This is a genomic window from Flavobacterium sp. (assembly GCF_027482425.1).
GTDB lineage: Bacteria > Bacteroidota > Bacteroidia > Flavobacteriales > Flavobacteriaceae > Flavobacterium.
Map to the genome: position 1 here is coordinate 1 of NZ_JAIXWA010000064.1, position 13,418 is coordinate 13,418.

General features: G+C 41.0%; 10 protein-coding genes, 1 tRNA gene and 1 pseudogene. 4 read left to right on the plus strand and 8 right to left on the minus strand.

Annotated features, from left to right (window positions below):
• Positions 1-1,260: pseudogene (locus Q0037_RS09270) on the plus strand (hypothetical protein); the annotation flags it as partial.
• Between the two features lie 51 nt (positions 1,261-1,311).
• The gene (locus Q0037_RS09275; RefSeq protein WP_297517445.1) at positions 1,312-2,649 is read left to right on the plus strand and encodes a tetratricopeptide repeat protein; all 1,338 of its coding nucleotides are present in this window, start codon (positions 1,312-1,314) and stop codon (positions 2,647-2,649) included.
• A gap of 487 nt (positions 2,650-3,136) precedes the next feature.
• On the opposite strand, the gene Q0037_RS09280 is transcribed toward Q0037_RS09275, so the two are convergent.
• The 4 genes from Q0037_RS09280 to Q0037_RS09295 form a co-directional block, all read right to left on the minus strand.
• Positions 3,137-3,223: transfer RNA gene (locus Q0037_RS09280), tRNA-Ser, on the minus strand.
• A gap of 47 nt (positions 3,224-3,270) precedes the next feature.
• Positions 3,271-4,299 carry an asparaginase gene (locus tag Q0037_RS09285; protein ID WP_297517447.1) on the minus strand — a complete coding sequence of 343 codons (1,029 nt, stop codon included), beginning with the start codon at positions 4,297-4,299 and terminating at the stop codon, positions 3,271-3,273.
• Entirely contained in the window at positions 4,283-5,425 is a 1,143-nt protein-coding gene (locus Q0037_RS09290; protein WP_297517449.1) for a 1-acyl-sn-glycerol-3-phosphate acyltransferase, read from the minus strand. The genes Q0037_RS09285 and Q0037_RS09290 overlap by 17 nt, the downstream gene beginning before the upstream one ends.
• A gap of 64 nt (positions 5,426-5,489) precedes the next feature.
• The gene (locus tag Q0037_RS09295; protein ID WP_297517451.1) at positions 5,490-6,260 is read right to left on the minus strand and encodes a TatD family hydrolase; all 771 of its coding nucleotides are present in this window, start codon (positions 6,258-6,260) and stop codon (positions 5,490-5,492) included.
• A 77-nt stretch (positions 6,261-6,337) separates the two neighbouring features.
• On the opposite strand from Q0037_RS09295, the gene Q0037_RS09300 reads away from it, so the two are divergent.
• Positions 6,338-6,775, plus strand: a complete 438-nt coding sequence (locus Q0037_RS09300; protein WP_297517453.1) for a retropepsin-like aspartic protease — start codon at positions 6,338-6,340, stop codon at positions 6,773-6,775.
• Here the strand turns inward: Q0037_RS09300 and Q0037_RS09305 are convergent.
• The 3 genes from Q0037_RS09305 to Q0037_RS09315 form a co-directional block, all read right to left on the minus strand.
• On the minus strand, positions 6,772-8,037 hold the full coding sequence (locus tag Q0037_RS09305; RefSeq protein WP_297517455.1) for a TCR/Tet family MFS transporter: 1,266 nt from the start codon (positions 8,035-8,037) through the stop codon (positions 6,772-6,774). The two genes, Q0037_RS09300 and Q0037_RS09305, sit on opposite strands and share 4 nt — an antisense overlap.
• Positions 8,038-8,262: 225 nt before the next feature.
• Complete coding sequence (gene odhB / locus Q0037_RS09310; protein WP_297517457.1) at positions 8,263-9,489, minus strand: 2-oxoglutarate dehydrogenase complex dihydrolipoyllysine-residue succinyltransferase; 1,227 nt, start codon at positions 9,487-9,489, stop codon at positions 8,263-8,265.
• Between the two features lie 154 nt (positions 9,490-9,643).
• Positions 9,644-12,421 (minus strand): 2-oxoglutarate dehydrogenase E1 component, encoded by a 2,778-nt coding sequence (locus tag Q0037_RS09315; protein WP_297517459.1) that lies wholly within the window; start codon positions 12,419-12,421, stop codon positions 9,644-9,646.
• 117 nt (positions 12,422-12,538) lie between these two features.
• Between Q0037_RS09315 and Q0037_RS09320 the strand changes: the two genes are divergently transcribed.
• Complete coding sequence (locus Q0037_RS09320; RefSeq protein ID WP_297517461.1) at positions 12,539-13,066, plus strand: hypothetical protein; 528 nt, start codon at positions 12,539-12,541, stop codon at positions 13,064-13,066.
• Here Q0037_RS09320 and Q0037_RS09325 read toward each other — a convergent pair.
• Positions 13,063-13,416, minus strand: a complete 354-nt coding sequence (locus Q0037_RS09325; protein WP_297517464.1) for a hypothetical protein — start codon at positions 13,414-13,416, stop codon at positions 13,063-13,065. The two genes, Q0037_RS09320 and Q0037_RS09325, sit on opposite strands and share 4 nt — an antisense overlap.
• Positions 13,417-13,418 lie beyond the last annotated feature (2 nt).

Genomic DNA, 13,418 nt, shown 5'->3' on the forward strand with positions numbered 1-13,418 from the left:
CTTATTGGTTCATGGAATCACAAAATAAGTTATATGAAAATAATGTGTTTTGATGCCATTGTAAATTATAATGATTGGGATCAATCAATAGAAAATCTAAATAAAGAAGTGCAATTGTATATGGCTTATGCCGATAATAACAGTAATAAAGTTGATGCCGATAAATTTCGTCAAATATATAGTATTGAAGAAAAGATTAAAAATTCAAAAAATATAAAAGATAATAACAGGAAAACAGATGAATGGAAAAAAATGTCGGAAGATATTGAAGGTAGAAAAGCATTAAATAATGGAGATTATAATTTAGCCTTTAAATATTTTAAAAAAGCTGCAGATAAAGGCAATGGCTGCTCTATGGAGGCTATTGGATTTCTTTACAGAGAAGGATATGGTGTTGAAAAAAATTATTTTACTGCCTTAGAGTGGTATAAAAAGGCATTTCAAAGTGGATTTTTAGATTGTTCTACTCTTATTGGAAATTTATATGATACCGGATTTAATGATTTTAAAGAAAATGACCAAGAGGCTTACAAATGGTATCTTAAAGCTGCTGAAACTAATTTTAGAAACGCAATAAACAGGTTAGGTGATTTTTTTCGATATGGTTGGGGAGTTAATAAAAATCTAGACGAAGCAAAAATATATTATAAAAAAGCTGCTTCACTAGGAGATCCCAACGCGATGAATTCTTATGGTGAATTAATTGTAAATGAAAACCCAACAGAGGCATTAGATTGGTTTAAAAAAGCCGCCGCACTTAACAATAGTGATGCTATGGTTAATTTGGGTGATTTTCACAGAAAAAGAAATGAAATAAACTTAGCAATTAAATTCTATGAAGATGCCGCAAACTTAAAAGATGATGATGCTTTTTACAAACTGGCAGAATTTTATCATAATGGTTGGGGAGTTACATTAAACAAAGTTAAAGCTTTGGAGTATTATAAGTTAGCAGCAGAATATGGTTGGAGAAATTATGAATACAGATATGGTGAACAGTTGTATTTTGCAAAAAGATATGATGAAGCAATAACATGGTGGGATAAGGCTATTGCTAAAGGATATAAAATTGAAAGTCATGATATTAAGAAATCAGAGGCTTACTGGGACAAAAAAGACTATGCTAAAGCATTAGAAGCTCTCATTGAAGAATATAACATTGGCTTTAAGAACAATAAATGGAGGATAGCTAAGATTTATAGAAATGGGTTGGGCGTTCCAAAAAATAAAGAGTTAGCACGAGAGTGGGAAAATAAATAAAAAGCAATTTCAAAAAGATAAAACATAGATGTTAAGTATAAATTTATTAGTATGAAAAATATTCTTTACCTATTGACCATTTTATCAACCCAATTCCTTTTCTCTCAAAGCAATGAAATTAAAGCACGAATTGAATTTGAAGATGCAGAAAAATATTTTAGCGAATCAAACTATAATGAGGCACTAAACCATTTAAATAATGCACAAAAACTTATTGGTTCATGGAATCACAAAATAAGTTATATGAAAATAATGTGTTTTGATGCCATAGTAAATTATAATGATTGGGATCAATCAATAGAAAATCTCAATAAAGAAGTGCAATTGTATATGGCTTATGCCGATAATAACAGTAATAAAGTTGATACTGATAAATTTCGTCAAGTATATAGTATTGAAGAAAAGATTAAAAATTCAAAAAATATAAAAGATAATAAAAGGAAAATAGATGAATGGTTTAAGATGGAGGAAAACATTGAAGGAAGAAAAGCTTTCAAAAATGGAGAATATAATTTAGCGTTTAAATATTTTAAAAAAGCTGTAGATAAAGGCAATGGCCTTTCTATGGAAGCTATTGGCTATCTTTACAGATATGGATATGGTGTTGAAAAAAATTATTTCACAGCCTTAGAATGGTATAATAAAGCTATTGAAAATGGACACTCACTTTGTTACCAATACATTGGTGATTTATATTATTCAGGGTTTAAAGATTTTAATAAAAACGATCAAGAAGCTTATAAATGGTATTTAAAAGCAGCAGAGTCTGGAGAAAATGCATCAAAGTATAATATTGCTGAGATGGCCTTTATGGGTGTCGGTACTTCTCAAAATTATAATGAAGCATTTTTATGGCATAAAAAAGCTGCTGAAAATGGATATATTTATAGTTATGCAAAGTTAGGGACTTGTTTTTTAGAAGGTTATGGAGTCAATAAAAATTTAACAGAGGCATTTAATTGGTATAAACAAGGTGCTGACGCAGGTGATCCTAGTGCTATGGTTGGATTAGCAAATTTATATTATGGTGGTCTTGGTGTAACTGAAAATTATGCCGAGGGAGAATTTTGGATAAAAAAAGCGGGGGACAATGCAAATAAAGAAGACCAATTTGAAATTGGAAAGTTCTTTTTAGAAACACTTAACAATGCTAAATTAGCTATTAAATATATGGAAGCTGCTATTTCGAGGGGTTATAATATCAATGACAATAGAGTTTTAGCTGATGCTTATTTTAAAGACCAACAATACATTAAAGCATTAGAGGCCTATATTATTGCATTTAACAATGGAAATACCAATACCAAATATGCTATTTCGAATATTTATAAAAATGGACTTGGCGTTCCTAAAGACAAAAAAATAGCTAAAGAGTGGGAAAATAAATGATATATAAAGCTAAATATCTAAACAAATTAATAAAAGTTAGACACATCAACTTATAAGTATTTCCTTCCCTTGAAAAGCAACAAAGGGATTTCTACTTTGATCCCAAAACAGGATTCCAGTACAACACAAGGGCAGCGCTACACACTGTGGCCCTTTTTGCATCCTTCAAATCGGACTAACGTCTAAAGTCCAATGACTAACGACTCCAAGGGATTACTACCGTGATCCCAAAACGGGATTCCGGTACAACCCAAGGGCAGCGCTACGCACTGTGCCCTTTTTGCATCCTTCAAATCGGACTAACATCTAAAGTCCAATGACTAAAGACTCCAAGGGATTACTCACGTGATCCCCAATGTGGACTCCGGTACAACCCAAGGGCAGCGCTACGCACTATGCCCTTTTTGCATCCTACAACCCTTCAAAAGCAAAGCTTTTGGGGTTTTCGGATGCAAAAAGGGCAGGCCACCGGCCTGCCCTTGTCTTGCAGAGAGGAAGGGATTCGAACCCTCGATGCAGTTACCCACATACAAACTTTCCAGGCTTGCTCCTTCAACCACTCGGACACCTCTCTAATTTGGATTGCAAATTTGATGTATTTTTCGCAATAATCAAAATGTTTTACGAAATCATTTCGCCCCGTAAAGGGGTTTCAAATAGGGTCTTAAACACCTTGGAAGCGACCTGTTGACCAAGCAAATACATGAGTTTAGTAACGGCTGCTTCGGTCGTTATATCTTTTCCTGAAATGACTCCAATTTGCTTCAACTGCGTACTTGTTTCATACTGTCCCATACTCACACTTCCCCCCGAACATTGCGTCACATTCACAATCGGGAGTCCTTGTTGAATCGCTTTCTCTAAAATGGAAATAAACCACTCCTCAGTAGGAGCATTCCCCGATCCATAGGTCTCTAAAATCAACCCATGCAAATTGGGTATACCCACTACAGCCTCTAAAACCGCAGCGGTAATACCCGGAAACATTTTTAAAACCACCACGTGAGCATCCATCATTTTGTGAACGGTCAATCCTTTTTTGGAGGGTGGTAACAACGCTGCCGTATTTACATTCAAATGCACTCCCGACTCGGCTAAAGCAGGATAATTGGGCGATGTAAAAGCATTAAAATGTTCAGCATTGATTTTGGTCGTGCGATTCCCTCGGTATAACTTGTATTCAAAATACAAACAAACCTCCTGAATCAAGGGTCTCCCCTTTAGCTGTAACGAGGCAATTTGTATAGCGGTAATTAAATTTTCTTTTGCATCGGTACGCAAGTCGCCAATCGGTAACTGCGAGCCTGTAAAGACCACCGGTTTGGCTAAGTTTTCGAGCATAAAACTTAAGGCCGAAGCCGAATAGGACATGGTATCGGAACCGTGTAAAACGACAAATCCATCGTACGCCTCGTAATGGGATTCTATAAGCGTCGCGATTTCCTCCCAACGCTGGGGATTCATATTGGAAGAATCAATTGGATGTGAAAAAGAAACCGTATCGATATGGCAATCCAATTGCTTGATCTCGGGGATTTTTTGAAGCAGCTTGGCAAAATTGAAGGCTTTGAGCGCACCGGTTTTGAAATCTTTCATCATCCCGATGGTGCCTCCCGTGTACACCAATAGTATATTAGGCTTGACTTGCATGACGGTACTTCGATTGATTGATCACCGGATTGGCATACATGGCCAAGAATCCTTCACGCATTACTTCATTGTTGCCATCAATACGCATTTCCAAACGCCGTTCAAAAAGCGATTTCTCAGCTTCGGTATACTCAGCGGTATACATATCGGTATGGTGCAATAAATCGTAAGCAATATAGTTCGTTGGCCACAGTTTATACGATTGTAAAATGGAATCGTCAATCACTTGCGCCAAGGATTGAATTTGTTTGTTGGTATTGTCGTTTTCGGCTTGAATCTGATCCAATTCGGTGTCCAAAACTTTTCCCACATGCAAATGGATACGCTTCTTCTGACCGATGATGCCACTTAATAACGTAATAAAATCTTCATTTTTTTCTTTGATATAAATCTCTTCTCGTGCTTCCGCCATTAATTGAGGCATTTTTAAAGCATCGGTCGGGTCGTATTCATAAGAAATGGAAACAGGAACAATTTTTATCTTTTTAAAGTAATCCAAGATGTTTTTCTCATCCGATCCCATGGCCAACATTTTCAACACGCCACTATGGGTGGCATCATTACCATCTTTCGTGCGCCCTTCGCGTTGGGCAATCCACACTGAACGATTTTCGCGGAGCAACAATTGCGCAATGTATTCGGACATGAGTTTGGAGCTTTCCAACAATTCTCGTGGCGGTAACCCGCGTTGCACCACAAAATTACGGTTCAACTTGGACAAGGTTTTTAAAAAATCTTTCTTCACCAAATTATCGCCAATCGCTGAGGCCGTCATCACCAACCCGTGATCAAAAAGACACACGTTCAAAATGGACGTGTCCAAAATAATATCACGGTGATTGGAAATAAACAAATAGGACGTATTGGGTTCCAACGTTTCAAACCCAGAAGTTGACAACCCATCAGAGCTTTTTTCCAACACTTTTTGAACCGCTTGGTAGGCAAAATTGATTTGAAAATCACGAATGGAATGGGTACGCAATAGTTGAGCTTTCCATACCTCTTCTTCCACTTGTGGATAGGCAAAATTCATCAACGCTTTCATCATCGGATGGTTGGCCACCGCCTGAAGCGCCGCATTGACTTCTGCATCGTAAAACGGACGAATGGCATCGAACTTTTGCATGGGTTTTTGTTTGATTAGGATAACAAAAGAACAAAAAAATAATGACTTTTTGGTCAAATTGGTGTTATATTCCGAACACGTTTTGTGCGTTTTTGGTCGTTATTTCAGCGATTTCTGTTAGCGTAACACCATAAATCTCGGCTAATTTTTGAGCAACCAACACGGCATAACTACTTTCATTCCGTTTGCCACGATAAGGCACAGGAGCCAAATACGGCGCATCGGTTTCCAAAACAATATGTTCAATATCAATTTGATTCAAAAACTGATCGATCTTGCCATTTTTAAACGTCACCACACCGCCAATACCCAACTTCATGCCCAACCCAATTGCGCGTTGGGCCTGATCAAAATCGCCGGTGAAACAATGGAAAATGCCAAATAATTCAGAAGACCGTTCGCTTTCTAATACCTCAAAAACTTCCTCAAAAGCGTCACGGCAATGAATGTTTATGGGTAATTTCATCGCTTTCGCCCATCGAATTTGCTGTTGAAAAGCTTCCTGTTGTAGGGCCAACGTCGTTTTATCCCAATACAAGTCAATACCGATTTCCCCCACCGCACAATACTTTTGGGTTTCTAGCTGTTGCAACACCCACGCCAATTCCCGCTCATACGTTTCCGGTTTGACATAACATGGATGCAAGCCCATCATTAAAAAAACATTATCGGGATAGTGTTCCTGCAAATCCCACATTTTTTGGGTATACGAAGCATCGATAGAAGGCACAAACAAACGGCGCACTCCCGCCTCCAAGGCACGATGCATCATCGCCCCTCGGTCGTCTCTAAATTCTTCCGAATACAAATGGGTGTGGGTATCAGTGAAAAGCATAGCCAAATTTTTGCGGCAAAGGTACAAAGGAAAGCGAATCGTAAGCTAGTATTCTGAGATATTCCTACCTTTGACCCATGAATCAAATCCCCGACATTTTACACCAGCAAGGCTACAAATCCATTCCCTTTCGCGTGACCAAAACGCAACATTTGGTTCTTTATGCAAAAATCAATGGCGTTCGTGGACGGTTCATTTTAGACACCGGAGCCAGCAACAGTTGTTTGGGCTTTGAAGCCGTGGAAAAATTTCATTTGCAAACGCAACACTCCGCTACCAAAGCTGCAGGGGCAGGAGCTACGGGGCTCCATACCGAACAATCGGTGAGCAATATACTGCAACTTGGCCGATGGAAAAACCGCTATTTTCCGCTCATTGTTTTGGACTTAACGCATGTAAACATGGCATTGCAACACTATAACGTCAAACCCGTTGATGGAATCATAGGGGGCGATGTTTTGCTCGAAGGACATGCGCTAATCGATTATAAAGCGCGAAAACTGTACTTACTTTAAGCCTTATGGCGTAAAGTGATAAACGAAATCACCGTACTCACCAACATCAAAACGCCTCCTAACACAAAAGGAGCCCCTGCAAATTGAAACGGGGCTTGGTCGTGGGTGAAAAAGTAAAATAACGACGTCATTAACGGTGGCCCTACGATAGCCGAAGCGCTCATCAAACTCGAAAGCGTGCCTTGAATTTCCCCTTGTTCATTGGCAGGTACTTTTCCCGAAATAACCGATTGCATCGCCGGACCCGCAATTCCTCCCAAACAGTAGGGAATCAAAAAAACAAATAGCATCCAACCCTCCGTGGCAAAAGCAAACAAAAACATCCCAATAGTATACAGCGCATTTCCCACATATATACTTTTCTCGTTGCCGAGTTTTGGGTTAATCCAGCGAATCAAGCCGCCTTGCACCAAGCCCACTAATAGTCCGATAACCCCCAACGAAATCCCAATCATCCGCTCTTGCCACCCAAACTTATACATGGTAAAAAAGCTCCAATTACTATGCACCGCATGGGAAGCAACGTACAACAAAAAGATAGAAATCACCAACGGAATCAACACGGGATACTTGCGTAAATTAAGAAAAGCACCAATCGGATTCGCGCGTTTTAAACTAAAATTACGTCGGTTGTCGGGCGCCAACGACTCGGGTAAAATAAAGTAGCCATATAAAAAGTTCAACAAACACAACACCGCTGCCGCATAAAACGGAACCCGCGCTCCATATTGACCCAACAAGCCGCCCAATACGGGACCGATGATAAAGCCCAATCCAAAAGCAGCTCCAATCATTCCAAAATTCTTCGCCCGATTTTCAGGGGTACTCACATCGGCAATGTACGCCGACGCCGTGGTAATACTCGCGCCCGTGAGCCCTGCAATGATGCGCCCAATAAACAACCACGTAATCGTAGGCGCAAAAGCCAACAACAAATAATCCATCGAAAACGCCAAAAGCGAGAGCAAAATGATCGGACGTCGTCCAAATTTGTCACTCAAATTCCCTACCAAAGGGGCGCAAACAAACTGCGTAATCGCATAGGCAAACGTCAGCCAACCCCCAATTTTAGAAGCTTCACTCACATCACCTTGAATCAATTCTTGAATTAATTTCGGGATCACCGGAATAATAATGCCCCACCCCGTAATATCGATAAGCATCGTGATAAAAATAAATCCGATGGCGGCTGACTTGTTTTTTTGCATCGTTCTGTTGGTTTGGGCGTGTCCCCGCCATTTACTTTTATTTTCCCATTTCAATTCACGGGGCGGGGTCGCGCTATCCGCAGTATCTGCCTCCCATTCGTCCGGCAGGATACTCGCTTCTATCGCTCACGCAGCTGCAAAGAAAAGCAATTCTGTGCGATAAATTACTGTGGCCTCGAAGTTGCTTTCCCCAAAGAAGCAACACCATAAAAAAATCCCAAACCTTTGGAGTTTGGGATTTTTACATATAGAGGCGCCTCATCGGAGGCGGAAGAAACCCTAAAGCTCTAAGGCTTTCTTAGGGTTGTTATTCATTAATATTTCCACTGGATTTTCTAACGCTTCTTTCACCGCCACCAAGAATCCAACCGACTCGCGTCCGTCGATAATACGGTGGTCATACGATAAAGCGACATACATTACGGGAGCAATCACGATTTGACCGTTACGAACGATAGGACGATCCACTACATTGTGCATTCCTAAAATACCAGATTGCGGAGGATTGATAATCGGGGTACTCAACATACTTCCGAAAACACCACCGTTTGAAATGGTAAAGGTTCCTCCTGTCATTTCGTCTACCGTGATTTGTCCGTCACGGGCACGAATCGCCAAACGCTTGATTTCAGCCTCTACCCCACGAAACGATAAGGCTTCGGCATTGCGCACTACAGGAACCATCAAACCTTTTGGCCCTGAAACGGCCACAGAGATATCACAAAAATCAAAAGAAACTTTCTCTTGACCATCGATCATGGAATTGACATCCGGATATAATTGTAATGCACGGGTTACCGCTTTGGTGAAGAATGACATAAAGCCTAAGCCTAGACCGTGTTTGCTTTTGAATTCATCTTTGTATTGGTCACGCAACGCATAAATATTGGTCATATCCACTTCGTTGAAAGTGGTCAACATGGCGGTTTCGTTTTTCGCAGACACCAAACGCTCTGCTACTTTACGACGTAACATGGACAATTTTGTACGTTCCGAACCACGGTTACTACCCGTTGGTGTACCCATCGAAGGCGCAGCGTTGATCGCATCTTCTTTGGTGATGCGTCCACCTTTACCGGTACCTACGATATCCGAAGGTTGTATATTTTTTTCATCTAAAATTTTACGCGCCGCAGGCGAAGGTGTTTGTGCGGCATACGTGGGAGCAGGTGCGGGAACAGGGGCAGGTGCGGGAACCGCTTTTGGCGCTTCAGCAACCGGTTTTGCTTCTTCTTTAACCGATGCAGGAGTGCCACCTTCAGGTTTTGCAGCTGCGGTATCAATAAGACATACGACAGCGCCTACGGCTACAGCATCACCTTCTGATGCTTTTAATGTGATAATTCCACTGGCTTCTGCCGGTAATTCCAAAGTGGCTTTGTCCGAGTCTACCTCAGCAATCGCTTGATCTTTCTCAACATAATCACCGTCTTGGACTAACCAGGTAGCGATTTCCACTTCTTTAATCGATTCGCCCGGAGAAGGCACTTTCATTTCTAAAATCATAATCCTTTAGTTTAAAAGTTTTGTCTTGTATGTGTTGTTCTTTAATGGAACGTTATTCATTGCAGGTTGCCCTAGCCCCGACTGAAGCAAGTATCCTTGCCATCCTGTAAGGTGGGAAGATACTGCGGAAAGCGGGAAATAGCTCCTAAAAAAATTAGGAACGGAATAAATTTTTATCAAATACCATGCGGATCGCATCGGCGTGACGACGACGGTCACGGGTATGACTACCGGCTGCTGGTGCGGCATAAGCTTTCAAGGAAGCCAAACGCCAAGGTACTAAATCAAAATTCATCAACATATAGCCGTAAGCTCCCATGTTCTTTGGTTCTTCTTGTGCCCAAACATAATCATCGGCATTCGGATAGGAAGCGATAATTGCTTTTAATTGGTCTACCGGAAGTGGGAACAACTGTTCGATACGCACTAATGCAACATCCGTACGGCCTAAGTTTTCGCGCTCGGCCAAGATGTCGTAATAGAACTTACCGGTACAGAATACTACGGTTTTTACTTTTTTCTTATCTACGCTGGTATCGTCGATGGTTTCTTGGAAATGGCCATTAGCCAATTCATCTACTGAAGAAACACACAACGGGTGACGCAACAAACTTTTGGGTGAGAATACCACCAAGGGTTTGCGGAATTTCGTTTTCATTTGACGACGCAACAAGTGGAAGAAGTTGGCAGGTGTCGTACAATCCGCTACATACATGTTATGGCGCGCGCACAATTGTAAATAGCGCTCCATACGTGCAGAGGAGTGTTCGGCCCCTTGTCCTTCATAGCCGTGTGGCAATAAGAGGACGATACCGTTTTGGTTGTTCCATTTGTCTTCGCCACACGAAATGTATTGGTCGATCATGATTTGGGCACCGTTGGAGAAATCCCCGAACTGCGCTTCCCAAATCGTTAAGGCATTTGGATTGGCTAAGGCATACCCGTAGTCAAAACCTAAAACGCCGTATTCAGAAAGGAAAGAATTGAAAATATGGAATTTCCCTTTTTTTCCTTTCAGTGTATCTAATAAAACAACTTGTTCTTCGCTGTCTTCTACTTTCACTACTGCATGACGGTGCGAGAAGGTTCCGCGCTCCACATCCTGACCTGAAATACGCACATCATACCCTTCGAGCAACAAAGTTCCGTACGCCAAGGTTTCGGCCGTTCCCCAATCTAAGGCATTATTATCGTACATGGTTTTACGATCGGAAACAATTTTTTGGATTTTGCTGATGAACTTTTTATCAGAAGGCAAGGTAGCAACCGTTTCGATGATTTGATCCAATTTCTTACGGTCGAATTTGGTATCTACACTTTTCAACATTTCATCATCAGACACTTGCACAAAGCCTTTCCATTCGTCTTGCATGAATGGAGTGATGATGGTTTTATCTTTTTTACGCGAAGCTTGGAGATTTTCATCCAATTTCGCTTTGTAATCGTTTTCAATTTTGGTCAAATACGCCGCATCAACAATTCCTTGCGTAATCAATTTCTCGGCATAGATGTCCCGTGGATTCTTGTGACGGGCGATGATTTTGTACAACACTGGTTGGGTAAAACGAGGTTCATCCCCTTCGTTATGTCCGTATTTACGGTACCCTAATAAATCGATGAACACGTCGCGCTTAAACTGCATACGGAAATCGAGCGCAAACAACATCGCGTGTACCACGGCTTCGGTATCGTCGGCATTCACGTGTAATACAGGCGAAAGCGTTACTTTGGCGACATCGGTGCAATAGGTTGAAGAACGGGCATCGAGGTAATTCGTGGTGAATCCCACCTGATTATTGATCACAATGTGAATCGTTCCCCCCGTTTTATACCCGTCGAGTTGCGACATTTGAATGATCTCATAAACAATTCCTTGACCGGCTACCGCGGCATCTCCGTGCACGGCGATAGGCAACACTTTGGAGAAATCATCAGCATAATATTTATCTTGTTTGGCACGCGTAATTCCCTCAATCACAGCTCCTACGGTTTCAAGGTGCGAAGGATTCGGTGCTAAATTGATGTTGATTTTTTTACCCGATTTGGTTTTGCGTTCAGCGGTCAACCCCAAATGGTATTTTACATCACCATCGAAGTATTCTTTGTCGTAATCTTTTCCGTCAAATTCAGAGAAAATATCTTGGGTGGGTTTGCCAAAGATATTGGCCAATACGTTCAAACGACCGCGGTGCGCCATCCCCATAACAAACTGCTCAACGCCTTTTTCGGCGGCCGCATCAATGACAGCATCCAAACCAGGTATTAAACTTTCTCCTCCTTCGAGAGAAAAGCGTTTTTGACCCACATATTTGGTGTGTAAAAAGTTTTCAAAAGCTACCGCTTCGTTCAATTTACCCAAGATGTACTTTTTCTCATCAGCATTAAAGTTGGGCAAATTATCGTTGATATTAAGACGGTCTTGAATCCACTGAATCACTTCGGGTGTACGCATGTACATGTACTCAATGCCGATGTGTTGACAATACACATTTTTTAAATGTACCAAAATCGCTTTTAAAGTAGTGGGTTGGTGACCTAAAGCGCGGGCTGCGTCAAAAACGGTATCTAAATCTGAAGTGGATAACCCAAAATTTTCGATGTCAAGATTGGGACTGTAAACGCGACGTTCCCGCACCGGATTGGTCTCGGTAAACAAGTGGCCGCGAGTGCGATAGGCATCGATAAGTTTTAAAACATTAAACTCTTTTTGCAACTTCTCAGAGGTTGCTGAAGTTCCAGCATCACTGTTGGCATAAACGACCAATTGTTCTCCCGCATTATCAGCATCGCTGTAATGTTCCAAGGCAAAGTCAAATCCTTGAAAAAAAGCGCGCCAACTGGGCTCTATGCTGTCGGGACTAACGAGGTATTGTTCGTATAAATCTGCAAAAAATTGCGTGTGTGCTGCATTTAAAAAGGAAAACCGATCCATGCTATAGTTGGGTATGTAGACTTATTATGTGAAAAATTAGGGCAAAAGTATGACATTTATAACAATCTTTCAATGTTTTTACTACATTTATGTCGCTAAACAAATATATGCCAAAACATGCGAAATAAAGTTGCTAAATTTTTAACAAAACCTTTACAAATACTGCTATTTTTAACCCTAACTGTTTCAGGTTTTGCACAAGATAAAACACCTCCTAAATTCTGGGATAATTTGCAGTTTGGCGGCGGATTTGGATTGGCGATTGGAAGTGGATTTTCGAGCTTTTCGGTGGCCCCGACAGCGTTGTATAACTTTAACAATTATTTAGCAACGGGCGTCGGACTTCAGTACAGTAGTTTGCGGGAAAGAAATAACTTTTCTTCTCAAATGTATGGCGTCACTTGGATCGGCTTAGTCAACCCCATAGAAGAGGTACAAGTTTCCCTAGAATTGGAACAATTACGGGTGAATTTAAAGTCCGATTTTAACAACCTTTCCGATAACTTTTGGAATACGGGTTTGTTTTTGGGGGCTGGGTACCGTGTGGATGGAGTGACCATCGGATTTCGTTATAATGTGTTATTTCGCGCCGATCAAGGCGTGTATGGGGATGCCTTTATGCCCTTTGTAAGGGCGTTTTTTTAGTAGTGCGCCCGAAACCAGACTTTCATCCATTCGCGACGTAAAATCAAATAGGCAATTTGTTCAGCCAAAGCTACGGTATCGGTACCGTCTAACTGTTTGACATTATCTTCAGGAACGTCAATGATGTACAACAAATTGAGGAGTTCGGCATATTTGTGTTGAAGGAGTCGATAGATCTTTTCGTACAATTGGATTTTCAGCTCCTTAGGAGACGTTGAAGGATGAAAATCCACGGGTTCGTTGGCAAAATTAAAATCCTTGTTGATTTGCTCCAGCAACTTCTCATACAGTTGAATAGATGCTGCTTCATGCAGCAATTGATCCGTAGTGGTTGGAGCTTGAAAGGTCATAC